The 25,096-nt window shown below is 69.8% G+C and carries 26 protein-coding genes; 11 read left to right on the top strand and 15 right to left on the bottom strand.

What is annotated here, in order from left to right; translation table 11 throughout:
- Positions 1 to 186: 186 nt before the first annotated feature.
- The 6 genes from rplM (at position 187) to AERO9AM_RS03325 (ending at position 6,463) form a co-directional block, all read left to right on the top strand.
- On the top strand, positions 187 to 633 hold the full coding sequence (gene rplM, locus AERO9AM_RS03350; protein WP_159574880.1) for a 50S ribosomal protein L13: 447 nt from the start codon (positions 187 to 189) through the stop codon (positions 631 to 633).
- Positions 634 to 659: 26 nt separating this feature from the next.
- A complete protein-coding gene (rpsI, locus tag AERO9AM_RS03345; RefSeq protein WP_159574879.1) occupies positions 660 to 1,142 on the top strand; it encodes a 30S ribosomal protein S9 in 483 nt (160 codons plus the stop codon).
- Positions 1,143 to 1,158: 16 nt separating this feature from the next.
- A complete protein-coding gene (gene glmM / locus AERO9AM_RS03340) occupies positions 1,159 to 2,514 on the top strand; it encodes a phosphoglucosamine mutase (RefSeq protein WP_159574878.1) in 1,356 nt (451 codons plus the stop codon).
- Positions 2,495 to 2,944, top strand: a complete 450-nt coding sequence (locus tag AERO9AM_RS03335) for a VanZ family protein (protein WP_159574877.1) — start codon at positions 2,495 to 2,497, stop codon at positions 2,942 to 2,944. Before glmM ends, AERO9AM_RS03335 begins: the two co-directional genes overlap by 20 nt.
- Positions 2,945 to 3,300: 356 nt before the next feature.
- Positions 3,301 to 4,464, top strand: coding sequence for a glycosyltransferase (locus AERO9AM_RS03330; RefSeq protein WP_159574876.1), 1,164 nt, complete (start codon positions 3,301 to 3,303; stop codon positions 4,462 to 4,464).
- Between the two features lie 220 nt (positions 4,465 to 4,684).
- Positions 4,685 to 6,463 carry a DUF4012 domain-containing protein gene (locus tag AERO9AM_RS03325; protein WP_159574875.1) on the top strand — a complete coding sequence of 593 codons (1,779 nt, stop codon included), beginning with the start codon at positions 4,685 to 4,687 and terminating at the stop codon, positions 6,461 to 6,463.
- A 91-nt stretch (positions 6,464 to 6,554) separates the two neighbouring features.
- Here the strand turns inward: AERO9AM_RS03325 and AERO9AM_RS03320 are convergent, their stop codons facing one another.
- Together AERO9AM_RS03320 and AERO9AM_RS03315 are read right to left on the bottom strand one after the other, a co-directional pair.
- Entirely contained in the window at positions 6,555 to 7,922 is a 1,368-nt protein-coding gene (locus tag AERO9AM_RS03320) for a hypothetical protein (RefSeq protein ID WP_159574874.1), read from the bottom strand.
- A gap of 158 nt (positions 7,923 to 8,080) precedes the next feature.
- Positions 8,081 to 9,391 carry a UDP-glucose dehydrogenase family protein gene (locus tag AERO9AM_RS03315; protein WP_159574873.1) on the bottom strand — a complete coding sequence of 437 codons (1,311 nt, stop codon included), beginning with the start codon at positions 9,389 to 9,391 and terminating at the stop codon, positions 8,081 to 8,083.
- A gap of 217 nt (positions 9,392 to 9,608) precedes the next feature.
- Between AERO9AM_RS03315 and AERO9AM_RS03310 the strand changes: the two genes are divergently transcribed.
- Positions 9,609 to 9,749 (top strand): hypothetical protein, encoded by a 141-nt coding sequence (locus AERO9AM_RS03310; RefSeq protein WP_159574872.1) that lies wholly within the window; start codon positions 9,609 to 9,611, stop codon positions 9,747 to 9,749.
- On the opposite strand, the gene AERO9AM_RS03305 is transcribed toward AERO9AM_RS03310, so the two are convergent.
- Together AERO9AM_RS03305 and truA are read right to left on the bottom strand one after the other, a co-directional pair.
- Positions 9,713 to 10,381 (bottom strand): endonuclease/exonuclease/phosphatase family protein, encoded by a 669-nt coding sequence (locus tag AERO9AM_RS03305; protein ID WP_159574871.1) that lies wholly within the window; start codon positions 10,379 to 10,381, stop codon positions 9,713 to 9,715. The two genes, AERO9AM_RS03310 and AERO9AM_RS03305, sit on opposite strands and share 37 nt — an antisense overlap.
- A gap of 319 nt (positions 10,382 to 10,700) precedes the next feature.
- Entirely contained in the window at positions 10,701 to 11,582 is an 882-nt protein-coding gene (gene truA / locus AERO9AM_RS03300) for a tRNA pseudouridine(38-40) synthase TruA (RefSeq protein WP_159574870.1), read from the bottom strand.
- Between the two features lie 185 nt (positions 11,583 to 11,767).
- Between truA and AERO9AM_RS03295 the strand changes: the two genes are divergently transcribed.
- The gene (locus AERO9AM_RS03295; protein WP_159574869.1) at positions 11,768 to 13,345 is read left to right on the top strand and encodes an AMP-binding protein; all 1,578 of its coding nucleotides are present in this window, start codon (positions 11,768 to 11,770) and stop codon (positions 13,343 to 13,345) included.
- Positions 13,346 to 13,393: 48 nt separating this feature from the next.
- Here the strand turns inward: AERO9AM_RS03295 and AERO9AM_RS03290 are convergent, their stop codons facing one another.
- Positions 13,394 to 13,858, bottom strand: coding sequence for a GtrA family protein (locus AERO9AM_RS03290; RefSeq protein ID WP_159574868.1), 465 nt, complete (start codon positions 13,856 to 13,858; stop codon positions 13,394 to 13,396).
- 71 nt (positions 13,859 to 13,929) lie between these two features.
- On the opposite strand from AERO9AM_RS03290, the gene AERO9AM_RS03285 reads away from it, so the two are divergent.
- On the top strand, positions 13,930 to 14,781 hold the full coding sequence (locus tag AERO9AM_RS03285) for a glycosyltransferase family 2 protein (protein ID WP_159574867.1): 852 nt from the start codon (positions 13,930 to 13,932) through the stop codon (positions 14,779 to 14,781).
- Entirely contained in the window at positions 14,778 to 16,451 is a 1,674-nt protein-coding gene (locus AERO9AM_RS03280) for a hypothetical protein (protein WP_201298570.1), read from the top strand. Before AERO9AM_RS03285 ends, AERO9AM_RS03280 begins: the two co-directional genes overlap by 4 nt.
- Before the next feature lie 238 nt (positions 16,452 to 16,689).
- On the opposite strand, the gene rplQ is transcribed toward AERO9AM_RS03280, so the two are convergent.
- The 7 genes from rplQ to AERO9AM_RS03245 form a co-directional block, all read right to left on the bottom strand.
- Positions 16,690 to 17,265 carry a 50S ribosomal protein L17 gene (gene rplQ / locus AERO9AM_RS03275; protein WP_159574866.1) on the bottom strand — a complete coding sequence of 192 codons (576 nt, stop codon included), beginning with the start codon at positions 17,263 to 17,265 and terminating at the stop codon, positions 16,690 to 16,692.
- Positions 17,266 to 17,300: 35 nt separating this feature from the next.
- Positions 17,301 to 18,290, bottom strand: a complete 990-nt coding sequence (locus AERO9AM_RS03270; protein ID WP_159574865.1) for a DNA-directed RNA polymerase subunit alpha — start codon at positions 18,288 to 18,290, stop codon at positions 17,301 to 17,303.
- A gap of 134 nt (positions 18,291 to 18,424) precedes the next feature.
- On the bottom strand, positions 18,425 to 18,823 hold the full coding sequence (gene rpsK, locus AERO9AM_RS03265; protein WP_045249905.1) for a 30S ribosomal protein S11: 399 nt from the start codon (positions 18,821 to 18,823) through the stop codon (positions 18,425 to 18,427).
- 27 nt (positions 18,824 to 18,850) lie between these two features.
- Positions 18,851 to 19,225: a 30S ribosomal protein S13 gene (gene rpsM, locus AERO9AM_RS03260; RefSeq protein ID WP_159574864.1), complete on the bottom strand. Its 375-nt coding sequence runs from the start codon at positions 19,223 to 19,225 to the stop codon at positions 18,851 to 18,853.
- A 183-nt stretch (positions 19,226 to 19,408) separates the two neighbouring features.
- Complete coding sequence (rpmJ, locus tag AERO9AM_RS03255) at positions 19,409 to 19,525, bottom strand: 50S ribosomal protein L36 (protein ID WP_005050492.1); 117 nt, start codon at positions 19,523 to 19,525, stop codon at positions 19,409 to 19,411.
- Positions 19,526 to 19,591: 66 nt separating this feature from the next.
- Positions 19,592 to 19,813 carry a translation initiation factor IF-1 gene (infA, locus tag AERO9AM_RS03250; protein ID WP_005050493.1) on the bottom strand — a complete coding sequence of 74 codons (222 nt, stop codon included), beginning with the start codon at positions 19,811 to 19,813 and terminating at the stop codon, positions 19,592 to 19,594.
- Positions 19,814 to 19,955: 142 nt separating this feature from the next.
- Positions 19,956 to 20,627: a DsbA family protein gene (locus AERO9AM_RS03245; protein ID WP_159574863.1), complete on the bottom strand. Its 672-nt coding sequence runs from the start codon at positions 20,625 to 20,627 to the stop codon at positions 19,956 to 19,958.
- A gap of 517 nt (positions 20,628 to 21,144) precedes the next feature.
- On the opposite strand from AERO9AM_RS03245, the gene AERO9AM_RS03240 reads away from it, so the two are divergent.
- Positions 21,145 to 22,158 (top strand): hypothetical protein, encoded by a 1,014-nt coding sequence (locus AERO9AM_RS03240; protein ID WP_159574862.1) that lies wholly within the window; start codon positions 21,145 to 21,147, stop codon positions 22,156 to 22,158.
- An 86-nt stretch (positions 22,159 to 22,244) separates the two neighbouring features.
- On the opposite strand, the gene map is transcribed toward AERO9AM_RS03240, so the two are convergent.
- From map to secY, 3 genes are read right to left on the bottom strand one after another with little or no spacing between them, the layout of a single operon-like run.
- Positions 22,245 to 23,096 (bottom strand): type I methionyl aminopeptidase, encoded by an 852-nt coding sequence (map, locus tag AERO9AM_RS03235; RefSeq protein WP_159574861.1) that lies wholly within the window; start codon positions 23,094 to 23,096, stop codon positions 22,245 to 22,247.
- A 1-nt stretch (position 23,097) separates the two neighbouring features.
- Positions 23,098 to 23,712, bottom strand: coding sequence for an adenylate kinase (locus AERO9AM_RS03230; RefSeq protein WP_159574860.1), 615 nt, complete (start codon positions 23,710 to 23,712; stop codon positions 23,098 to 23,100).
- Entirely contained in the window at positions 23,709 to 25,031 is a 1,323-nt protein-coding gene (gene secY / locus AERO9AM_RS03225; RefSeq protein ID WP_159574859.1) for a preprotein translocase subunit SecY, read from the bottom strand. The genes AERO9AM_RS03230 and secY overlap by 4 nt, the downstream gene beginning before the upstream one ends.
- Between the last annotated feature and the right edge of the window lie 65 nt (positions 25,032 to 25,096).

Raw genomic sequence — 25,096 nt, 5'->3', positions numbered from 1 at the left:
GATGCCGTAAGCTTGTCCTTTGGTGTGCGATCACTGCTGGTCGCGCATGCGAACGTGAGCCCTCCACTGGCGTGTTCACCTCATCCGCTCCCCCGGGCCCTTCGACAGGCTCGGGGACCGGAGAGGAGAACCACCCCGGAGTGGGATTCACGAACCTCTCCGTTCGATCAAGAAAGCAGCACTATTGTGACGCGCACTTACACCCCCAAGGCGGGCCAGGTCCAGCGTGACTGGGTCGTCATCGACGCCACCGACGTCGTGCTCGGCCGTCTCGCCTCGCACGCCGCCGCGCTCCTGCGTGGCAAGCACAAGGCGACCTTCGCCAACCACATCGACTCGGGCGACTTCGTCATCATCGTGAACGCCGACAAGGTCGCGCTCACGGGCCAGAAGCTCGAGAAGAAGATCGCCTACCGCCACTCCGGTCACCCGGGCGGGCTCAAGGCCGTCGCCTACTCCGAGCTGCTCGAGAAGAACCCGGTCCGCGCCGTCGAGAAGGCGATCCGCGGCATGCTCCCGAAGAACAGCCTGGGCCGCCAGCAGCTGGCGAAGCTCAAGGTCTACACCGGCTCCGAGCACCCGCACGCCGCTCAGCAGCCGAAGACGTACACCCTCGACCAGGTCGCCCAGTAAGCGCCGTTACGAATAAGGACATACTCGTGGCTGACATCGACACCACCGAATTCCCGCAGAACTTCTCGACCGAGACCCCTGAGGCCGCCGCCGTCGAGACCGCTCCGCGTCCCGTTCTCAACGTCCCCGGCGCGGCCGTGGGCCGCCGCAAGCAGGCCATCGCCCGCGTGCGCCTCGTCCCGGGCTCCGGCACCATCACGGTGAACGGCCGCACCATCGAGGACTACTTCCCGAACAAGCTGCACCAGCAGCTGATCAACGACCCGTTCACGGTGCTGAACCTCGCCGGTGCGTACGACGTCATCGCGCGCATCTCCGGCGGTGGCCCCTCGGGCCAGGCCGGCGCCCTGCGCCTGGGCATCGCCCGTGCGCTGAACGAGATCGACGCCGAGAACAACCGCCCGACCCTGAAGAAGGCCGGCTTCCTCTCGCGCGACGCTCGCGTGAAGGAGCGCAAGAAGGCTGGTCTCAAGAAGGCCCGCAAGGCTCCTCAGTACTCGAAGCGCTAAACCCCAACAGTCCTCTATGGCTCTGTTCGGTACGGACGGGGTGCGGGGGCTGGCCAACGGCCCCCTCACCGCCGATATCGCGCTCACCCTGGCCCAGGCGACTGCCGTCGTCCTGGGCCAGGGCCGTATTGCCGAGGCCCGCAAGGCCGCCGGCAAGCGTCTCACCGCCGTGGTCGCCCGCGACCCGCGGATCTCGGGACACTTCCTCAGCGCCGCGGTCGAGGCGGGCCTCGCCTCCTCCGGCGTCGACGTGCTCGACGCGGGAACGCTGCCGACCCCGGCCGCGGCGTTCCTCATCGCCGACATCGACGCCGACTTCGGCGTGATGATCTCGGCCTCGCACAACCCCGCGCCCGACAACGGCATCAAGATCTTCGCCCGCGGCGGCGTGAAGCTGCCCGACGTCGTCGAGGAGCGCATCGAGGCCGCGATGGCCGGCGAGAAGCTGCGCCCCACCGGCGCCGACGTGGGCCGCGTGCGCCGGTTCTCCGACGCCGAAGACCGCTATGTCATGCACTTGCTGACGTCGCTTCCGCACCGGCTGGACGGGATCCACGTCGTGCTCGACTGCGCGAACGGGGCGGCATCCGGCGCTTCGCCCGAGGCGTTCCGCAACGCCGGTGCCAAGGTGACCGTGATCGGGGCGGATCCCGACGGCATCAACATCAACGACGGGGTCGGATCCACGCATCTCGACAAGCTGGCCGCCGAGGTCGTGCGCGTCGGAGCCGACGTGGGCATCGCTCACGACGGCGACGCCGACCGCTGCCTCGCGGTCGATGCCGACGGCAAGACCGTCGACGGCGATCAGATCATGGCGATCCTCGCCGTGGCCATGAAGCAGCGCGGCCGTCTCGCCCAGGACACCCTGGTCGCGACCGTGATGAGCAACCTCGGGCTGCACGTCGCGATGAAGGAGCACGGCATCACCGTGCTGCAGACGGCCGTCGGCGACCGCTACGTGCTCGAGGAGATGAACGCGGGTGGCTACTCCCTCGGTGGTGAGCAGTCCGGCCACGTCATCATGAGCGACTTCGCCACCACCGGCGACGGCGTGCTGACCGGCCTGCACCTGGTCGCCGAGATGGCGCGTCAGAAGAAGACGCTGGCCGAGCTCGCCTCGATCATGACCGTGTACCCGCAGAAGCTCGTGAACGTCAAGGGCGTCGACCGCACCAAGACCGACGACGAGCACGTGCAGCAGGCCGTGCGCGCGGTGGAGGCCGAGCTCGGCGACACCGGCCGGGTGCTGCTGCGCCCCTCCGGCACCGAGCAGCTCGTGCGCGTGATGGTCGAGGCCGCCGACGAGGCGTCCGCCCACGAGTACGCGCACCAGCTCGCCGAGGTCGTGCGTGAGCGACTCGCGCTCTGACCACCCCTCCACGGCAGCGCCCGGTCAGCCTCGGCTGCGCTGGGCGCTGCCGTGGCTGATCGTCTACGCCGTTGCGCTGCTCCTGATCGCGTTCTGGCCGCAGCACGTCGACAAGGGCATGGGCTGGTTCTTGAAGGCGCTCACGCACCACATCCCTCTCCTCACATACGACCGCATCGAGTTCGGATCCAACATCGTGCTGTTCGTGCCGCTCGGGATCCTGCTCGCGATCCTGATGCCGCGTCGGCGCTATCTGGTCATGCCGATCGGCTTCGTGGTATCCCTCGCCATCGAGTCGGCCCAGGGTGTGCTGCTCGCCGGACGCACCGCCAGCCTCGCCGACCTCATAGCCAACACCGCCGGTGCCTGTATCGGGCTGTTCGCTGTCGAAGTCATCGATTGGGTCGCCCGCCGACGCCAGGCGAGCTGACCGAATTCCCCGGAACTCCGGGGTTTTGAGTGCCTCGGACCCCGCTCGCGGAATATTGCTCGGCACGATCGTGCATTCCCGGGGTACGATGAACGAGTTCACACCCACTGGGAGGGTGTGAGGATCGACCGGCATCGTCGTACCCGAAACGTCGACGTCGACTCGATCCAGTTCTCGATGTATGGGGCATCGTGAATTTCTGGGGCAGGGGATGGCGTTGCAGCCGCCCCCGAAAAAGCAGCTGGGGAGCTGGGGACTTTGTCTGGGACTTTTGTCGCTGGGGCGACTCTGATTTCTGCCGCGTGCGCGCGGAACGCTTGCGAGGCCGGCCTCGCCCTCACTTGGGGGGCCGAGGCATGACCGGCCTCATTGTGCACGAGTGGATCGAGCCGACCGGCGGCGCCGAACTCGTGCTCGACGGGTTCGCCCGTTCGTTCCCCGACGCGGACATGCATTGCTTGTGGAACGACGCACCGGCGCGTTATTCGCACCGTCCGGTCGGTGAGACCTGGCTCGCCCGCACGCCCTTGCGACGGCACAAGGCGTTCGCGCCGCCGTTCGCGGCTGCGGCGTGGCGAGGACTGTCCTCGCGCACGCAGTACGACTGGCTGCTCGCCAGCTCGCACTTGTTCGCGCATCACGCACATGTCCGCAATCAGGACGTGCCGAAGTACGTCTACGTGCACACGCCGGCCCGCTACATCTGGAGCCCGGAGCTCGACGGACGCGGCGACAACCCGTTGGTGCGTGCCGTGTCGCCGCTGTTCCGCAGCCTCGACCACCGACGCGCCCAGGAGCCGATGGCCCTGGCAGCGAACAGCCGCTTCGTCCGTGATCGCATCGCCCGCACATGGGAACGCGATTCGGTCGTCATCCACCCGCCGGTGCATGTCGAGCAGATCATGGCCCAGGCCGACTGGCGCAACGCCGTCGTCGATGACGACGAGCTCCGTGTCATCGACGCTCTTCCCGAGAACTTCATCCTCGGCGCCTCACGGTTCATTCCGTACAAGCGGCTCGACCGCGTGATCGCCGCGGCCGAGCTGGTCGGTCTGCCCGTCGTGATCGCCGGGCACGGTCCTGAGACCGAATCTCTGCGCGCCCTCGCGGCGACAGCGAAGGTCCCCGCGTATGTGATCGTCGAGCCGTCGACCGCGATGATGTACGCACTCTTCCAACGCGCGTCTGTGCTCGCGTTCCCGCCGATCGAGGACTTCGGGATCGTGCCGGTCGAAGCGCAGGCGGCCGGCACGCCGGTCGTCGTCGGCCCGATCGGCGGCCAGCTCGAAACCATCCGCGACGGCGTGAGCGGAATCGTGGCCGAGTCCGACAACCCGCGGGACTTCGCGGTCGCCATCCGCGCAGCCCTGGCGCTGCCTGCGTTCGACCCGCGGAGCGTCGTGGGGAAGTTCAGCGACGCCGACTTCGACTCCCGTATCCGAGCGTTCGTGGGCATCGCCCCGGTTTCCGCTCCCACCGTGCTGCGTCGATCGGCAGAAGTACGGCGCTCCGCCGCCTGACGGTGCCAGGCCCCGCCGTGTGCATCCTGGTGCGGCGGCGGGGCATAGCCACAGCCCCGTTCCATAGACTCAGACCGTGAACTCCCGACGCGAAGCCCGCGAAGCTCGCCAGGCCGCCGAAGCCGCTTCCGTTCCAGAGCGGAACGACATGGCCGCTGCTGTCCCCCCGCAGGGCAGCAGCGAACGGCCTGCGAGACATGGCAAGAAGAAGCGTCGGCCCGTGCTGAAGAGTCCCTGGTTCTGGGTGCCGGTGTCGCTGCTGATCGTGCTCATCGTCGTCGGCGTCGTCGGCGGCCTCACCGCGAAGCGGCTCTACGACCAGGCGATGGTCGCGAAGGACGACCTCGAGAAGGCGATCCCGCTCGTCGATCAGGTGCAGAAGAGCATGCTCGCCGGAGACACGGCCGGCGCGCAGACGACGGTCGCGCAGATCGCCTCGCTGACCAACGACGCCGCCGAGAAGACCAGCACCGATCTCTGGCGCAACGCCGAGTGGGTTCCCGTCGCCGGCCCCAACCTCAAGGCGGTGCGCATCACCGCGGACTCGGTGAACGGCCTCGTGCGCGACGCTCTGCGCCCCCTCACCGCTCTTGATCTGAAGGCGCTGCTGCCCAAGGACGGAGGCATCGACGTCGCCAACCTGAAGGCGCTGGCGGGCGACATCGACACCGCCAACACGCGCATGGAGCTGGTGCAGCGGAACCTGAAGACGATCGACCGTTCTGCCCTCGTCCCGCAGGTCGCTGCCGGCGTCGCCAGGCTCGACGATGCGATCGCGAAGATCGAGCCCGTGCTGACCCCGGTGCACAACGCCCTGACGATCCTGCCGAAGGCGCTCGGGGCCGAGGGTCCGCAGCACTACCTGCTCCTGTTCCAGAACAACGCCGAGTCGCGCGGCACGGGCGGCAACCCCGCCGCCATCGCGATGCTGACGGCCGAGAACGGCAAGATCTCCTTGACGCAGCAGGCCAATTCCACCGACTTCAGCAACGGCCAGCCGGATCCGGTCATCGCGCTGAATCCCGAGACCGAGGCGCTGTACGGCAACAAGATCGGCCGCTACGTGCAGGACTCCACGCTCTCCCCCGACTTCAGCGAGACCGCCCAGATCGTGCGCGCCTGGTGGGCCAAGACCTACGGAACTCCGGTGGACGCGGTCGCGTCGATCGATCCGGTCGCGCTCAGCTACCTGTTGCGGGCCATCGGGCCCGTGGCGATGCCCGAACCCTTCGGCGAAACACTCACGGCCGACAACGCGGTGCCGCTTCTGCTCAACGAGGTCTACGCGAAGTACCAAGACCCGACAGTGCAGGATGCGTTCTTCGCCGCCGCTGCCAAGACCGTCTTCGACGCGCTCGTCACCACGCACGCCGACCCCAAGGCGCTGCTGGCAGCGCTGACGCAGGCCGCGAACGAGGGCCGTCTGATGTACTCCCCGAGTGACGAGGCGCAGGCGAAGATGCTCGCCGGCACCCCCGTGGGCGGCAACATGCCGGCCGACAACGCGAAGACCACCGACCTCGGCGTCTACATCGACGACATCACGGCGAGCAAGCTCGACTACTACATGCGGATGAGCATCGCCGCCTCGAGCACGCAGTGCCAGAATCCCGGCGCACCGGCGTTCTCCAGCACCGTCACGCTGCACAACACGCTGGATCCCGCGGCGGTGCCCGACCTTCCTGCATACGTCGACCCGGGATTGTTCTTCCCCAAGGGTCACGCCGCCACCGACGTCTACCTCTACGGGCCCGTCGGATCCACGCTCACCGGCATCACCGTCGACGGTCAGCCGGTCGGCGCTTCCGGACAGCCCCACCTCGGCCGCACCGCGGTGAAGGTCAACGTGCTCATGGCCCCCGGCCAGACCGCGACCATCGTGGCGACGTTCAGCGCGCCGGCCGGCACCTACGGCCCGCTCGAGGTTCGCCACACCCCGATGGTGAAGGAGACGCCGGTCACGCTCGACGCCCCGGGCTGCACGCCGGCGAAGCGCTGAGCCCCGGCGTCCGGACCAGGGCCGGTGCTGGCCGGCACGATTCGTCGCCCTCGGATCGACGCGTCGGCCTCGGTCGGCCGCGTGCTGAGCGTCAGAGCGTGGGCGGCGTCGTCGAATCGACGACGACCGGCGGGTCCGTCACAGCGGGCGGCTGCGTGGACTCCGCAGGCGGGGTCGAGGTCGGCTCGCTCGTGGTTCCACCGCCGGTGCTCGTGCCCGTGTCATCGCTGCCGCCGGAGCCGCCGCTGCCGTCCGTGGTGCCGGAGTCGCGGGAGTCCGCCTCCGCCACGGCACGTTCCTGATCGGCGATGAGCGCAGCGAGCGCGCTGCGCCATGCGTCCAGCGCGGCGAACGGCGTCGGCCCGAAGGGATCCGAGGCGGCGACCGCGGCAGCGGCCTCGGTCACGGCTGTGCGGAAGGGCTCCGCGGCGTCGGGGTTGTCGGCGAGCGCGGCCTCGGCGTAGGCAGGGAACGACTGGCGGAACGCGATGATCGCGTTGCGGAACGCCGTGGTCGCGGCCGTGAGCGAGGCCTGTCCGGCAGCGACCTCGCGCTGCCGCTGGTCGAGCACCGCGTTCGAGGCGGACGAGCCGGCGGGCTTGGGGACCTTGATCGCCGCGAGCGCTGCGACATACGCCTGACGTGCGGCGTCCGCAGCGAGCCGAGCCGGCTCGTCGCTGGATCCGGCCATCGCCGCGAGCGGAGCAGTGAACGAGTCCGCCCGCGTCCGAGCGGCGGAGATGGCCGCGTCCAGCTCTGTGATCGAGTCGTCGACCTTCGCGACCCGCGCCGGATCCACCGTCGGCGCCGCGGAGGCCGCCAGGGCGACGGGTGGCGTCGGCGTCGCCAGCGCCCACCCGACGCCGATCGCCGTGACGACGAGCCCCGCGGCCATCGCGATCGCCTGCGCACGTCCGAGCCCGTACCGCGGTGCGGCGTGCAGTGGCTCGGGCCGGGCCGGAACGGGCGCCGGGAACGAGTGAGTGTACGGATGCGCCTCGGCGGCCGCGTCGTCGAACAGGTGCGCTTCGGCGGTGTCGATGGGCGCGGTCGGCGACTGCGCGTGCAGATCGAGCGTGTCGACGGGACCCGAGGGGTCGGTCGGCGCCGGGAGGGTGGCGGCCGGTGCGGTGCCGGAGGTGGGCATCGGGGCGGGCGCCGCGCTCCCGCCGGTCGGCGCGGACGCCGTGCTCCCGCTGTCCCCAGCGGTGCCCGCGGCGTTCGCTGCCAGCGCCTTCTCGGCCGCAGTGATCGCCGCCTCGGCGGTCGAGGCATCTGCACCCACCGCACCGAAGAGCTCGCCGACGTAGTCGTGGCGCAGGTCTTCGGCGGTCTCGCGCTCATCGTGCACGAACAGCGACGACAGGTCGAACGCGCGCACGTCGGCGCCGTCCAGGTGGTCGCCGTGTGCAACCCCTGTCGTGTCTGCCCTATCCATGGGCAGGTCCTCGTCGGGCATCCGCTCCCGCCTTCCCCGGTCGACGCAGTACCCGACTCTATCGAGAAGCGGATCCGTTCCCGGGATCCTGGTCGCGACTCGTCCGCCACAGGGCGCGAGGCGTCGGCTCCTCCTGGGCCGCCTCCCCGACGCAGGACACAGCGATGCCCGGGATGCGCCTACGGCCGCCCCATGCCCCGGTACGTCCAGCCCGCCGCCCGCCATTCCTCCGGATCCAGGCAGTTGCGGCCGTCGACGATGATCCGGCCCCGGGTGAGAGCGGAGGCGTGCTCCGGCGTCAACTCGCGGCGGTACAGATCCCACTCCGTCACCAGCACGACCGCATCCGCGCCCTTCAGGGCCTTGTCGCGGTCCGCGACGTACTTCAGCTGCGGGTGCACGGCGGCGGCATTGCGCAGCGCCTCCGGATCCGTCACCCGCACCTTCGCGCCCATGCCGCGCAGCCGGATCGCGACCTCCAGCGCCGGCGAGTCACGCACGTCGTCGCTGTGCGGCTTGAACGCCGCGCCGAGCATCGTGATGCGCTTGCCCACGACGCTGCCGCCGAACGCGTCCACGACGAGCCGCACCGCGTGCTCGCGCCGGCGCAGGTTGATCGCGTCGACCTCGCGGAGGAACCCGACCGACGCTCCGCGGCCCAGCTCCTCTGCCCGCGCGGCGAAGGCGCGGATGTCCTTGGGCAGGCAGCCGCCGCCGAACCCGATCCCGGCGCCGAGGAAGCGCCGCCCGATCCGCTCGTCGTACCCGATCGCGTCGGCGAGCCGCGTGACGTCGGCGCCGGCGGCCTCGGCGATCTCCGCCATCGCGTTGATGAACGAGATCTTCGTGGCGAGGAACGCGTTCGCCGCTCCCTTCACGAGCTCGGCGGTGGCCAGGTCGGTGACCAGGAACGGGCTCCCCCCGGCGATCGCATCGGCGTACGCCTCCCGCAGCACCGCGACGGCCCGGTCGCCCTCCGCACCGGCGGCCGCGCCGACCACGAGGCGGTCCGGGTGCAGAGTGTCGCGCACGGCCCAGCCCTCGCGGAGGAACTCCGGGTTCCACACCAGGGTCGCCCCCACGGCCGCCACGCGCTCGGCGAGGCCCGCGGCGGTGCCCACGGGAACGGTCGACTTGCCCGCCACCACGTCGCCCGGGCGCAGGTGCGGGAGCAGCGCGTTGACCGCGGCATGCACGTAGCGCAGGTCGGCGGCCGATCCGTCGGGCTGCTGCGGGGTGCCGACGGCCAGGAAGTGCAGCTCGGCGCCACGGGCGTCCGCGATGTCGGCGCTGAACGTCAGGCTGCCGCTTGCGACGCCCTGGGCCAGCAGCGCGTCCAGGTCGGGCTCGAAGAACGGCGCCCGACCCGCGGCGAGCGCGGAGATCCGTTCGGGGTCCGTGTCGATACCCACCACGTCGTGGCCGATCGACGCCATCGCCGCCGCGTGCACGGCGCCGAGATACCCGCAGCCGATCACAGACATCCGCATGAGGACACCACACCGCGCCCGTCTCACCGGCGTGCGTCGGGCAGGCGTCTCTCCGGCGACCAGCCGGTGAACGGTTGGCGTGACACCCGGGTCGGATGCGGGATCCCCGGCCGTCCGATGCCTGTATCCCGGCCCCTGGCCCTTGGCCCTATGGTTCAGGTCGCGAAAACTGCGCTTCCCGTTGGCGGGAACAGCCGAAAATGCGACCTGAACACGGGTGCGGGCGGCGCCGGGCTACGTCGGGGTCGGCGGGGTCGGCTACGTCGGGGTCGGCGGGGTCGGCTACGTCGGGGTCGGCTACGTCGCGGCGGGCGGCGCGGGCTACGTCGGGGTGGCCGTCACCAGGATCGGCATGTGATCCGACTCCCCCTGCGGCAGCGTGCGCACCGACTCCACCACGAACCCGGATGCTGCGGCGAAGTCGTAGAAACCGCGGAACACCCGGTACCGCGTGTACGTGTGCTGGTCGCTCATCACGAGCTCGTAGCCGACGTCGCGCATGTGCTCGCTGAGCCGCTCCTTGAACACCGGGTAGTTGAAGTCGCCGACGATGAGCTGCGGCAGCCCCCAGCCGAGCTCCGAGAGCTCCGACAGCGCGGCGCGGATCTGATCCCGTCGCAGAGCGTTGCGGGCCGTGAGCGGTGCCGCGTGCAGCGAGGCGACGAGGAAGTCGCGCCCGGCGTCGATGTCGCGCAGCCGCACACCCAGCAGTCGTTCGTGCGCGGGGCGCAGCACGTGGTCGTGCAGCGACTTCTTCACCGAGACGGCCGCCATGTCGACGAGGCGGAACCGGTTCTCGCGGTAGTAGATCGCGAGACCCAGCCGATTGCGCTGCGTGGTGTGCGCGAGCACCAGATCCCCGGTGCGCTCCGGCAGCGACGCCGTGTCGCCCTCCTGCAGGCACAGCACATCCGGGTCGTGCGCGTCGACGAGGTCGTCGAGCTCATGCGCCGCCCGGTGCTTGCGCAGGTTGTAGGAGATGATCCGCACGCCACCACGGTACTCGCGCGCGCCGTCGCCTTCCTGAGCAGAAGCCGGAGTTCATCGGATGTTGGGATGCGGATCCGGGTCCGGGCACGCGAGGTCCCTTCGACAGGCTCAGGGACCAGCGGCGGATCCGGATCCGGGCGCACGCGAGGTCCCTTCGACAGGCTCAGCGACCAGGGGCGGATCCGGATCCGGGCACGCGCGGTCCCTTCGACAGGCTCAGGGACCACCGGCGGATCCGATCCACGGTCGCTGAGCTTGTCGAAGCGCCCGGGCACGCGAGGTCCCTTCGACAGGCTCAGCGACCACCGGCGGATCCGGGTCAGTCGTCGTCGTTGTCGCGGCGGTTGCGGGTCTGCTCGGCGCGCGCGGCCAGCAGCTCGTCCGCCGGGTAGCCCACCTCGGTGAGCGTGAGCCCGCGCGCGGCGAGCACCTTGAACGCACTGGTGCGGGTGAGCTCGTCGCGCAGCCGCACCAGGTCGCCGACCTCGAGGCGCCCCTCCCCCACGGCCGCGCAGGCGCCCACGAGCGCGCGCACCATGCTGTGGCAGAACGCGTCGGCCTTCACCTCGGCGACGAGCACGCCGGCCGGATCCCGCGTCCACCGGTAGTCCAGCAGTGTGCGGATCGTCGTGCCCTCCTCGCGCGGCTTGCAGTACGCGGCGAAGTCGTGCAGGCCGATCAGCGTCCGGGCGGCGGCGTCCATCGCACTCTCGTCGAGCGCCGCTCGGATGGTCGTGGTGTCGTGCCGCAGCAGCGGGTCGTATCCGGCGCGGGCGTCCGCGAGCCGGTACCGGTAGCGGCGCCACACCGCCGAGAACCGGGCGTCGAAGCCCTCCGGCGCGAGCGAACTGCGCGAGACCGTGACATCCGGGTACTGTCCCAGCACGCCGCGGATCCGGGATGCGAGCGAGCCGGCGGGATCCATCGCCGCCCTGCCGTTGCGCGTGACGACCCGCGCCCACTGCCGGTCGTCCAGGTCGACGTGCGCGACCTGCCCGGTGGCGTGCACGCCCGCGTCGGTGCGTCCGGCGACGACGAGCCGCGGCCCCGCGTGCGGGTCGCCGGGCTCTGCGCCGGCGCCCGGGCCGACGATCCGCGCGAGGGCCTCCTCGAGCGTGCCCTGCACAGTGCGCAGCCCCGGCTGCTTCGCCCAGCCCCGGAAATGAGTGCCGTCATAGGCAATGTCGAGACGGATGCGCACGGATCCAGGGTAGCGAGTGCAGGAGTGTGGTGCGGTGCGGCAGAATGTGGCTCCGGGACGGTTCCGGCACCGGTGCGGATCCGGATCCGCCCTGGGACTCAGTCTCAATATGTGCGACACTGAATCGCAGGAAGCCAGCGTCGGCGCCCGAGCCGGCGGCGAGGACCGAGATCGAAGGAGATCCCATGGTCAGCAGCACGTTCCCGGATGTCGAGATCCCCGCGGTCTCCATCCACGAATACCTCTTCGGCGGCATATCCGAGGACGACCTGGACCGGGTCGCGCTCATCGACGGGATGTCCGGAGCGGAGACGACGTACCGCCAGCTCGTCGGCCAGATCGACCTCTTCGCCGGCGCTCTCGCCGCGCGCGGGATCGGCGTGGGCGACGCCGTGGGCCTGCTCTGCCCGAACGTGCCTGCGTTCGCGACGGTGTTCCACGGGATCCTGCGCGCCGGCGCCACGGCAACCACGATCAACGCGCTGTACACGGCCGACGAGATCGCGAACCAGCTGAGGGACGCCTCCGCAGCCTGGCTCATCACGGTCAGCCCGCTGCTGCCGCAGGCTCGGGCCGCCGCGGAGCAGCTCGGCCTTCCCGCCGACCATCTCATCGTCCTCGACGGCGCGGAGGGGCACCCGTCGTTGCGCGACCTGCTCGCCGAGGGCCGCCCCGCGCCGGAGGTGTCGTTCGATCCCGCCACGCACGTCGCGGTGCTGCCGTACTCGTCCGGCACCACCGGCCGCCCCAAGGGCGTCATGCTCACGCACCGCAACCTCATCGCGAACGTCGCGCAGAGCACGATCTCGATCGACCTGAACGATGACGACCGGGTCCTCGCCGTGCTGCCGTTCTTCCACATCTACGGCATGACCGTGCTGCTGAACCTCGCGGTACGGCTGCGCGCCACGCTCGTCACGATGCCCAAGTTCGACCTCGTCGAGTTCCTGCGCATCATCGCGGAGCACCGCACCACGTGGCTGTTCATCGCGCCGCCGATCGCGGTCGCCCTCGCCAAGCACCCGCTGGTCGGGCAGTACGACATGAGCTCCGTCAAGGTGGTGTTCTCCGGCGCCGCACCGCTGGACGGCGCGCTCGCCCACGCGGTCGCCGAACGCCTCGACTGCGCCGTGCGGCAGGGCTACGGGATGACCGAGACCAGCCCGGTGACCCACACCATCCCGCTCGAGCGCGACGACATCGACCTCTCCTCCGTGGGCCTGCTCATCCCGAACACGGAGGCGCGTCTGATCGCCGAGGACGGATCCGACGTCGCCGTGCCCGCCGAGGGCCCGAGCGAACCCGGCGAGCTGCTGATCCGCGGCCCGCAGGTGATGAAGGGCTACCTGAACCGCCCCGACGCGACCGCCGAGATGCTCGACGCCCACGGCTGGCTGCACACCGGCGACGTCGCCACGGTGACGGCCGAGGGCGTGTTCCGGATCGTGGACCGCCTCAAGGAGCTCATCAAGTACAAGGGCTACCAGGTCGCGCCGGCCGTGCTCGAGGCGGTGCTCCTGGAGCATCCGGCGATCGCCGACGCGGCGGTGATCGGTGCACCCGACGAGGACGGCCAGGAGGTGCCGAAGGCGTTCGTGGTGCTGCAGTCCGGTGCGTCCCTGGACGAGGACGGCGTGAAGGCCCACGTCGCGGCGCACGTCGCCCCGCACGAGAAGGTGCGCCTGGTCGAGTTCATCGACGTGATCCCGAAGTCGGCGTCGGGCAAGATCCTCCGCAAGGACCTGCGCGCCCGCGCGAGCTGAGCGGATCGGATCCGTTCGCCGCGTCGCGCGAGCAGGAGCGGGCGGCCCTCAGGCCGAGACGTCGCTCGGCGCGGCCTTCGGCGCGTGCCGGAACACGACGTAGTGGTACAGCAGGAAGCGCACGACCACGATCACCGCGATGCTTCCGAGGTTCACGATGTTGACGAGCGCCGGCCCCGGCGCATGCCCGGTGAGCACCTCGACCGCCTCGGCACCGAGCCACACCAGGCCCGCGCCGAGCAGGGTGCAGACCAGGTTCACGCCGAGGAAGAGCACGATCTCGGCCACGCGTCCGCGGCGGTCGCGGTGCCGGAACGCCCACTCGCGATTGCCGAAGTAGGCGTTGATCAGGGCGACCAGGGAGGCGCCGACCTTCGCGACGACGAGGTCCCACCCGAAGGCGTAGACGAAGAGGTTGAAGGCGCCGACCTCGATGAGGGTGCTGATACCGCCGACGATCAGGAAGCGGGTGCCGACTCCCGCCAGACGGCGCAACCGGGAGCGGCGATCCATAGCCCTACTAGAATACCCGGGGGAAGGCGCGGCGCTTTCCGCCTCCTCATCCGCCGACATCTGAGGTTCGAGTGCAGTACGCCCATCTGGCCGTCGTGATGCCGGCTTACAACGAAGCCGAGGGCATCGGCGGGTTCATCGACGAGATCCGCTCGGCCCTCGTTCCGCTCGCGGAGCGGGTGACCTTCGTCGTCGCCGACGACCGCTCCACCGACGGCACCGCCGCCGCGCTCTCGGGGATCGCGGACGTCGACGTGCAGACCCAGCCGGTGAACCGGGGCCACGGCCCCACCGCCCTTGCCGCGTACCGCGCCGGCCTCGCCCTCTCCCCCGATGCCGTGGTGCACGTCGACGGCGACGGGCAGTTCCTCGGCTCAGAGATCGCGGCAGCCGCGCAGGCCCTCGGCAACACCGGTGCCGACGTGGTGCACGGCGTGCGCCATTCGCGCACCGACGCCTGGTACCGGCGCGCGCTCACCGCCTGCGTGCGGCTGCTCATCGCGACCTTCGTCGGGCGGGGCGTGCCCGACGTGAACACGCCCCTGCGCGTGTACCGCCCGGAGGCGCTCCAGCTGCTGGTCAACGCGGTGCCCTCCGACGCGCTCGTGCCGCACGTGCATTTCTCGCTCGCCGAGGTGCGGGCCGGACTCACCGTGCGGTATCTGCGGGTGCGCTCCATCCCGCGCCGCGGCGCCTCGAGCACCGGCACCATGTGGGGCCGGGTTGCGCGCCCCTCGCTGCCGCCGCGCAAGCTCGTGCGGTTCGCCCTCGATGCGCTGCGCGAGGTGTGGGACTGGTCCTTGCGCCCCGGCGCGCCCCTGCGGGCGCTCTCGTTCGCCCGCACCGACGAGCCGCACGCCGGCGGATCCGGATCGGGTCGTGCGTCCGCCTCCTCAGCTGCCGACGGATCCGGATCCGCATGATGCACCGCCTCGCCGGAGCCGCTTTCTGGATCCTGCTCGTGCTGCTCGTCGTCGCGAACGCGATCGTGATGTGGCACAGCCTGACCGTGCTGCGGTTCTGGGAGGACGAGGCGTTCAACCTCACCGTGCCGCGGAACCTGCTGGCCGGTCTCGGCTACACGAGCGACGGCACGCTGTCCGGTTCGACGCTCACGCCGTTCGATCCGCGCATCTCCACCGGTCCCGTGGTGCTGCTGCCGGTCGCCGGGGTGCTGGCGCTGGGCGCGGATCCGGTGATCGGCGCCCGGCTCGTGCCGCTCGCCTACTGGGTGCTGCTGCTCATCGGCTGCGCGGTGCTCGGGCGACGCGTGGCCGGCCGCTTCGGGGCCCTGGTCGCGGTCGCGCTGCCCCTCGCATTCAACACCGCCGAGAGCGTGTCGCCGATCCAGGGCCCGGCGGACCTGCTCGGGGAGACCGCCGCGGCCGCGTTCATCGTGTGGGCGCTGATCGCGCTGCCGCGCCGCGCGTGGCTCGCGGGCCTCCTCCTCGGGCTGGCGGTGCAGGCGAAGCTCATCGCCCTGCTCGCGCTGCCGGCGTTCGCGGTGGCGCTGTTCCTGCTGACGCCCGCGGCGCCGTTCCGGCAGCGCTTCGCCGTCGCGCTGCGCCGCGCCTGGGCGCCCCTCGTGCTGGCAGCCGCGCCGACCCTGCTGCTGGAGCTCGTCGCCCTAGTGTCCCTGGGCGTAGCCGGATACGTGCGCCATGTGCGCGCCCTGGGGGGCTTCCTGCTGAGCGGCGGCCAGCACTACGCGCCGACCACGGTGCCGCAGAAGCTGGGCACGCTCGCAGGGTCGTGGTTCGTGCCGTGGTGGCTGATGACCGCCGCAGTCGTGCTGGCGGTGGTCGCTGTGGCCTGGGCAGCCGTCCCCGTCCGGCCCCTGAGCCCGTCGGCCCGCTCCCTGAGCCGCTCGGTTCAGTCCCTGGAGCCGTCGGCCCGGCCCCTGGAGCCGTCGGTTCGGTCCCTGGAGCCGTCGGCCCGGCCCCTGGAGCCGTCGGTCCGGTCCCTGAGCCCGTCGAAGGGCCCGGATCCCGCCGACGCTGCGCCTTCGCCCGCTCCCCAGACGCAGCGCTGGTGGGAGCGCGATCCGCAGCTGCTCGCGCTCGGATTCGGATCCGCCGTGGGCCTGCTCGCGTTCGTCGGCTGGTGGGCGCAGGCCGCCCAGCTGCCGCTGTGGGTGCGGCACCCGGCGGTCGGGGTGTTCGCGTTCTCCCCCGTGCTCGCCGCGATCTCGGTGCGCGCCGTGACGGCTCTCTGGCGCCGGCGCACGCCGCCGGCCGGACGCGGACCCGTGCGCGCCTACGCGGTCGTCGCGGCGGCGGTCTTGGGCGTCGTAGTGGCTGCGGGAGCCTTCGGCGACACCGCGCGCGCGCTGCGGCCGACGACAGCCGAGACCCTCGCCGAGCAGCGGGCCGCCGTCGCGCCGCTCGCCGAGTGGATGCGCGATCACGACGTGCGGTGGCTGGCGGCGAAGCCCTGGGGCGGGCCGGTCTCGGCCGTGGTGCTGACCGGCGCCCACGTGGGGCTGTTCGACGCCCCCGCCATGCAGCACACCCCGATCCTCACCTTCGGATCCTGTGAGACCGGATCCCCCCTCGCCGCATCCTCAGGCATCGTGATCTGCCCGGCTCCCTGACGCGCCGACCCTGCGCCCGCTGGCGCTCGCGTACGCGTCGACGGCGCTCGCGCCTGACCACGCCGCGGACGCGTGAAACTCCACTTTCTGCATGAGACCTACCCGCTGCTGGTGCGTCTCATGCTGAAAACGGAGTCTCGCCCTTGGGGCCCGTGGAGGGTAGACCGCACGCCCCCCGGGGAACGACGAAGCCCGCCGCCCCGCAAGGGGGACGACGGGCTTCGAACGAGCGAGGGCCTTACTCGGCCTTCTTCTCCGCGGCGTCCTCGGCCGGAGCCTCGGCGTCGGCCGGAGCCTCAGCGGCCTCAGCGGCGGGAGCCTCGACGGTCTCCTCGACGACCTCGGTCTCGGCGGGGGTCTCGACGACCTCCTCCTCCACGACCTCGGCGGCCGGAGCAGCCTTCTCCGCCTTCTTGGCGGCGGGCTTCGCAGCAGCCTTCTTGACCTTCGGCGCGACCGGCTCGAGCACGAGCTCGATCACGGCCATGGGGGCGTTGTCGCCCTTGCGGTTGCCGACCTTGGTGATGCGGGTGTAGCCGCCCTCACGCTCGGCGACGAGCGGCGCGATCTCGGCGAACAGCACGTGCGTCGCCTCCTTGTTGCGCAGCACGGACAGCACGCGACGACGCGCGTGCAGGTCGCCGCGCTTGCCGAAGGTGACGAGGCGCTCAGCCAGCGGACGCAGGCGCTTGGCCTTGGTCTCGGTGGTCTTGATCGACTTGTGCACGAACAGCTGGGCAGCCAGGTTCGCAAGCAGCAGACGCTCGTGGGCGGGGCCGCCTCCGAGGCGGGGACCCTTGGTGGGCTTGGGCATAGTTCTCTAGCTCCTGGATCGGAAAGGTTCGGGTATCAGAAGGACTCGTCTTCGGAGCCGCCGTAGAAGTGGGCGCCGTCGAAACCGGGCACCGAATCCTTCAGCGACAGGCCGAGCGAGACGAGCTTGTCGCGCACCTCGTCCACCGACTTCTGTCCGAAATTGCGGATGTTCATGAGCTGCGTCTCCGAGAGGGCGACGAGCTCCGAAACCGTGTTGATGCCTTCGCGCTTGAGGCAGTTGTACGAGCGGACCGACAGGTCGAGGTCCTCGATCGGCATCGACAGCTCGTTGGAGAGCACGGCCTCGACCGGCGCGGGGCCGATCTCGATGCCCTCGGCCTCGACGTTCAGCTCGCGGGCGAGACCGAACAGCTCGGTCAGCGTGCGACCGGCCGAGGCGACGGCGTCGCGCGGGAGGATCGAGTTCTTGGTCTCGACGTCCAGCACGAGCTTGTCGAAGTCGGTGCGCTCGCCGGCGCGGGTGGCGTCGACGCGGTAGCTGACCTTGAGCACGGGCGAGTAGATCGAGTCGATCGGGATCTGGCCCGCCTCGGCGTACTCGCTGCGGTTCTGCGCCGCCGACACGTAGCCACGGCCGCGCTCGATGGTGAGCTCGAGCTCGAACTTGGCGGTGTCGTTGAGGGTCGCGATGACCAGCTCGGGGTTGTGCACCTCGACGCCAGCCGGAGCGGAGATGTCCGCCGCGGTGACCTCACCGGCGCCCGTCTTGCGCAGGTAGGCGGTGATGGGCTCGTCGCGCTCCGAGGAGACGACCAGCTGCTTGATGTTGAGGATGATCTCGGTGACATCCTCCTTCACACCGGGGATGGTGCTGAACTCGTGGAGGACGCCGTCGATGCGGACGCTCGTCACGGCCGCGCCGGGGATCGACGAGAGCAGGCTGCGGCGCAGCGCGTTGCCGATCGTGTAGCCGAAACCGGGCTCGAGCGGCTCGATGACGAACCGGCTGCGGTTCTCGGAGATCTTTTCCTCGGTGAGAGTGGGACGCTGTGCGATGAGCACTGTGTGTTCCTTTCGATCACGTGCCCGCTATATGACACGTGTGGGTGAGGTCTTGAGTTGTGAAGAAGTTCGCGCAGAGGCGTGCTCCGGTCCCTGAGCTCGTCGAAGGGCCCGAAGCACGCCTCGAAGCGATGTCAGACGCGGCGGCGCTTCGGCGGGCGGCAGCCGTTGTGCGCCTGCGGCGTCACATCCTGGATCGAACCCACCTCGAGGCCGGCGGCCTGCAGCGAGCGGATCGCGGTCTCGCGGCCGGAGCCCGGACCCTTCACGAAGACGTCGACCTTCTTGACGCCGTGCTCCTGCGCCTGGCGGGCAGCGGACTCCGCGGCCATGCCGGCGGCGTACGGCGTCGACTTGCGCGAGCCCTTGAAGCCCACGCCACCGGACGAGGCCCAGCTGATGACAGCGCCGGACGGGTCGGTGATCGAGACGATGGTGTTGTTGAACGTCGACTTGATGTGGGCCTGGCCCAGCGCGATGTTCTTCTTCTCCTTGCGGCGCGGCTTGCGCGCGGCGGCCTTGGGTGCAGCCATGAAAGTGTTCTCCTAATCCCTGGCCGCTTAGCGGGCCTTCTTCTTGCCGGCGACGGTGCGCTTCGGGCCCTTGCGGGTGCGCGCGTTGGTCTTGGTGCGCTGACCGCGGACCGGCAGGCCACGGCGGTGACGGAGACCCTCGTAGGAGCCGATCTCGACCTTGCGGCGGATGTCGGCGGCGACCTCACGACGGAGGTCACCCTCCACCTTGTAGGTGCCTTCGATGTAGTCGCGGAGGGCGACGAGCTGGTCGTCGGTGAGGTCCTTGACGCGGATCGACTCGTCGATCTCGGTGGCCTTGAGGATCTCGACCGAGCGGGTACGGCCGATGCCGTAGATGTACGTGAGGGCGATCACCACGCGCTTGTCGCGCGGGATGTCGACGCCGGCAAGACGTGCCATGCGGTAACTCCTGGAGTGTTGTGGAGGTGTGGAGCAGGATCGGTGCCCGGGCCTCCGCCCGAGGTGTCCCCCTGCCCGGTCCGATGCGCCCGTCGAGGGGCCCCGGTCCGTGCAGGGTTCTGATCCTGCCGTAGTCGTATTGAGTTGTGAGATCGCGAGAGCTTCGGGCCGGAGCCCGAAGGCTCAACCCTGGCGCTGCTTGTGGCGCGGGTTGCTCTTGCAGATCACCATGACGCGGCCGTGGCGACGGATCACCTTGCAGTGGTCGCAGATCGGCTTGACGCTGGGGTTGACCTTCATGTTGTTTCCTTATCGCTGTCTTCACCGGGCAGGCGCGAGCGCCTGGGGTGTTACTTCTCGACCGGCCTAGCGGTAGCGGTAGACGATGCGGCCGCGCGTGAGGTCGTAGGGCGAGAGCTCCACGACGACGCGATCCTCGGGGATGATGCGGATGTAGTTCTGCCGCATCTTGCCGGAGATCGTTGCAAGGACCTTGTGCCCGTTCGTGAGCTCAACGCGGAACATCGCGTTGGGCAGCGCCTCGGACACGACGCCCTCGATCTCGATGACACCGTCTTTCTTAGCCATAGCCTCGCTGACGCTTGTGCAGACCGGTCGATCTGCGGTGGGTGGGTGGTGTGGTGGATGCGGATCCGGACACGCCGGATCAAGGCGCAAAGCACCAAAGATCTATGGTAGTCCGGATCCGCGGATCCGCAAAATGCGGGAGTTACTTCTGGTCGACGATCTTCTGCAGCTTCGCGACGTCGGCCTGCTTGCTGGTGTCGAGGCGCTCGCCGTTGATCTCGATGGTCGGCGTCCCCTGAATCTTGTGCGCGGTGGCCTGCGCCGTCGGGAACTTGAAGAACGTGTTCGCCTTGATGGTGGCCTCGGCCTTGTCGGCGCCGACCTGCTTGGCGTAGTCGATCAGCTGCTGGTCGGTGAGTCCCGGAGTGTTCTCGGTCGGCTGGTTCTCGAACAGGATGTTGAGGTAGTCGAGGAACTTGTCCGGGTTCTCCTGCGCCACGGCGTACGCCGCAGCGGCGGCGCGCGACGAGTAGTTGGTGCCCTGCGAGTAGCGGTCCAGGATCGCGATCGGGTGGTACTCGAGCGTGATCTTGTCCTCCTTCGCGAGCGACTGCAGGGTGGAGCCGTACTCGGTCTCGAACTGTTTGCAGATCGGACATTGGAAGTCGACATACAGCGCGACCTTCTCCTTGCCCGTGCCCGTGGTCACGGCCCCGGTCTCGGAGTTGATGATCGAGCTCTTGGGCGCCGGACCCGCGTCCGTGGCCTTGTTGTTCAGCCAGACGACGACGCCGACCAGTGCGATGAGCACGGCGACGACGGCGGCGGTGATTCCGATGGCGAACCCGTTGGTCCTGCCCTTGGCAGCGGCCATGTGTGTGTCTCCTTGTCCGGACCCGCCCGACGGATCCGCTCAGCTATGTCCTCCCATTGTGCCGTGCGCAGCCTTTGAGGCCCGTGGGAGACGTTTGCGCCGTGCCGTGAGCGCCTTCGGCAGGATCGTCAGGGCGTTGTGCACCGGGGTCAGCACGGGCTCGATCTTCGCGATCGCATCGTCGAGCCTGGCGACGCCGGCAGCGACCTGCGGACCGGGGACGCCCGTTCTGCCCGGCCGGCGTCACGCACTCTGGTCACATGCCGCTTGCGCTTGCCGACCGCGCCACGCTGGTCTCCCCCATACCCCTGGTGACGCGGGCCGAGGCGCGTGCTCGCGGCTCCCTCCGGCGAGAAACCAGATCCAGCATGAGACCTACCCGCAGAACGTGGGTCTCATGCTGGATTCGGTTTCTCGCGGTGGCGGCTCCGCCCTACACAGTGTGCCGGCGTGCCACGTTGTGCACCGAAACCGGGGACGCCCGTTCTGCCCGGCCGGCGTCACGCACTCTGGTCACATGCCGCTTGCGCTTGCCGACCGCGCCACGCTGGTCTCCCCCATACCCCTGGTGACGCGGGCCGAGGCGCGTGCTCGCGGGATTGAGCTCGACACCTCGGCGTATCGGCGGATCCGCGCCGGGGTCTATGCGCCGACGAAGCCCTACGCGGAGCTTGCACCTTGGGACCTCTACGCCGCGCGGGTGCACGCCTTCGCGCGGACCCATCCGGACGCCGTGCTGTGCCTGGAGTCCGCGGCGGTCGCTCATGGGCTGCCGCGTTTCGGCGAGGCGCGGGACATCCACGTCTTCGACCCCGGCCGCGCGCATTCACGGCGCTTCGGCGACGTCTGCGTGCACACCAGCACGGATCCCCGGACCGTCGAGCGCCGAGGCTCGCTGTTGGTCACGTCGTTGCTTGACACCACGGTGGATCTGGCGCGGGTCCTACCGCCTGCGCAGGCGCTCGCCGTCGTCGACGCCGCGATCTCGTCACGGCAGGGCGGCACGCAGCGGATCGAGATTCTGCGCTCGCACGCAGCGGCGCAGGCCACCTCGCGTGGTTCTGCCCAATTGCGCCGGCTGTGGGAGCAGGCCGACGGTCGCTCGGAGTCGCCGGCCGAGAGCGTCAGCCGTGCCGTAATCTCCTGGTGCGGTTACGAGGTCCCGGAGCTGCAGCCCGAGTTCCGTTACGAGGGAGTCGTCGACCGAGTCGACTTCCTGTTTCGCTCGGTCGGCGCCGTGGGTGAATCGGACGGTTGGGGGAAATACGAGCTGAGGGACCCGGAGACGGCTGCCGAGCATCTGCGCGAGGAGAAGCGGCGAGAAGATCGGCTTCGACGGCATGGCCACCCGTTCGCCAGATGGGAACTCGCCGACGCGTGGAGAATCGACCCGCTGTGCCGCGCCCTGGGTGCCGCCGGCGTGCCCCTCGTGCGTCCCCGCGAGACCGCAATGCTCGCAACCTTGCACCGCCGCCCTCGCGAGGTCTCTCGCCTTCGCTCCGTCGCCCGCGAGAAACCAGATCCAGCATGAGACCTACGCACAGAAGACGGGTTTCATGCTGGATCTGGTTTCTCGCGAAGTTCAGGTCCGACCGATGCGGCGCCCGACGGAGCGCGCTACGCGATCGACGCTGGCGTGATCCCGAACGGGGCGAGGCCCGCCGCACCGCCGTCCGCGGCCGTGAGCACCCAGATGCCGTCGTCGTGCAGCGCGACGCTGTGCTCCCAGTGCGAGCCGTCCGAGCCGTCGGTCGTGGTGACGGTCCAGTCGTCGTCCTCGACGTAGGTGCGCTCCGAGCCCGCGGTGACCATGGGCTCGATCGCCAGCACCAGGCCGGGACGCACCTCGGCACCGCGGTCGGACGTGCGGTAGTTGAACAGGCTGGGTGCCTCGTGCATCTTGCGGCCGATGCCGTGGCCGACGTACTCGCGCAGGATCCCGTACGGTTTGCCGGAGACCGGCGAGGGACCTGCGGCGAGGATGTGGTCCTCGATGGCCGCGCTGATGTCGCCGAGGTGCGTAGCGGTCGCCATCGCGGCGATGCCGGCCCACATGGATCCCTCGGTCACGTCCGACAGCGTCTCGCGGATGCCCGCGAGGGCGGCGTCGTCGGAACCCGGGACGATGACGGTGATGGCGCTGTCGCCGTTCCAGCCGCGGTACTGCGCCCCGCAGTCGATCGAGACGATGTCGCCCGGCTGCAGCACGCGGGATCCGGGGATCCCGTGCACGACCTGGTCGTTCACGGAGATGCAGGTGGTGTGCCGGTATCCGCGCACGAGCTTGAAGTTCGACTCGGCGCCGCGATCGGTGATCACACGGTCGGCGATGGCGTCGAGCTCGCCCGTGGTGATCCCGGGGCGTACCGCATCACGCACCGTGGCCAGCGCGGCGGCGGTGATGAGCCCTGGCTCGACCATCGCCTCCAGCTGGGCGCGGCTCTTGTAGATGGAGCGGCGGAACGCCACGTCAGACCGCAGCCGTGCGCACGAGGCCACGGGCGCTCAGCGCCGCGAAGATGCGCTCGGTGATCTCGTCCAGGCTGCCGACGCCGTCGATCCGGTCGACGATGCCGCGGGCGCCGTAGACCTCGAGGATCGGCGCCGTCTGCGCCTCGTAGATGTCCAGGCGCTTCTCGATGGCATCCGGGGTGTCGTCGCCGCGCCCCTGCTCCGCCGCACGCACGGTGATGCGGGCGATGCTCTCCTCGCGCGGCACGTCGAGGAGGATGACGGCGTCGAGCCCGACCCCCTGCTCTCCCAGGAACGCGTCGAGGTCCTCGACCTGCGCCGCGTTGCGCGGGTAGCCGTCGAGCAGGAAGCCCGCCTCCGCGTCGGGCTGCGAGAGCCGGTCGCGCACCAGCGCACCGGTGAGCTCGTCGGAGACCAGATCGCCGGCGTCGAGGATGGCCGTGACCTGCTTGCCGAGGGGCGTGCCCTCCTTGATGTTGGCGCGGAAGATGTCGCCCGTGGAGACCACGGGGATGCCGTAGGCCTCGGCGATCCGCGCTCCCTGCGTGCCCTTGCCGGAACCCTGCGGGCCCACGATCAGCAGGCGTGCGGTGGAGGTGGCGGATGCCGTCATCGGAGAAGCCCTTCGTAGTGTCGCTGCTGCAGCTGCGCGTCGATCTGCTTGACCGTCTCCAGACCGACACCGACGATGATCAGGATCGAGGCGCCGCCGAACGGGAAGTTCTGGTTCGCGCCGACCGTGGCCAGGGCGATCAGCGGGATGAGCGCGATGATGCCGAGGTACAGGGATCCCGGCAGGGTGATGCGGGTGAGCACGTAGTCGAGGTACTCGGCCGTGGGCCGTCCCGCGCGGATGCCGGGGATGAAGCCGCCGTATTTCTTCATGTTGTCCGCGACCTCGGTCGGGTTGAACGTGATCGCGACGTAGAAGTAGGTGAACCCGATGATCAGCAGGAAGTACACGGCCATGTACAGCGGGTGGTCGCCCTTCACGAAGTACGTGAGGATCCAGGTCGCCCAGGCCGGCGCGGGCTTGCCGTTCTGCGGGATGTTGAACTGCGCCACCAGCATCGGGATGTACAGCAGCGACGAGGCGAAGATGACCGGGATCACGCCCGCCATGTTCACCTTGATCGGGATGTAGGTGTTCGTGCCGCCGTAGGTGCGACGGCCGACCATGCGCTTGGCGTACTGCACCGGGATGCGACGCTGGGACTGCTCGATGAAGACGACCAGCGTCATCACGACGATGCCGATGAGGAGCACGAGCAGGAAGACCTCGAAGCCCTTCGTCTGCCAGATCGCCCACATGGCGCCGGGGAAGGTCGCGGCGATCGAGGTGAAGATGAGCAGCGACATGCCGTTGCCGATGCCCTTCTCGGTGACGAGCTCGGCGAACCACATGATGAGGCCGGTGCCGGCGGTCAGCGTGACGATGAGCAGCAGCTGCGCCCACCACACGTCGTTGGTGAGCAGCTGGTTGCAGGCGGCGACGCCGGTCTGGCCGAACAGCTGACCGGTGCGGGCGACGGTGACGAGCGTCGTGGACTGCAGCAGTGCGAGGGCGATCGTCACGTAGCGGGTGTACTGCGTGAGCTTGGCCTGGCCGGCCTGGCCCTCCTTGTGCAGAGCCTCGAAGTGCGGGATGACGACGCGCAGCAGCTGCGTGATGATCGAGGCCGTGATGTACGGCATGACGCCGAGCGCGAAGATCGACAGCTTCAGCAGCGCGCCGCCGGAGAAGAGGTTGACGAGCCCGAGCAGACCCTCGGTGCCGCTGTTCTGAGCGAGGCACTCGGAGACGTTGGGGAAGCTCACGAACGGAGCGGGCACGGTGGATCCGAGGCGGTAGATCGCGATGATCGCGATCGTGAAGCCGATCTTGCGTCGAAGATCCGGCGTGCGGAAGATCCGCGCGATGGCGCTGAACAAAAGCTTGCCTTCCTGAACAGGGATGATGCCCGACGAGGGACAGTCAATTACCCAGGGTAACGCAA

Source organism: Microbacterium sp. 8M (assembly GCF_902506375.1).
In the GTDB taxonomy this organism is placed as follows: Bacteria; Actinomycetota; Actinomycetes; order Actinomycetales; family Microbacteriaceae; genus Microbacterium.
This window is presented reverse-complemented; position numbering and strand designations above follow the sequence as displayed.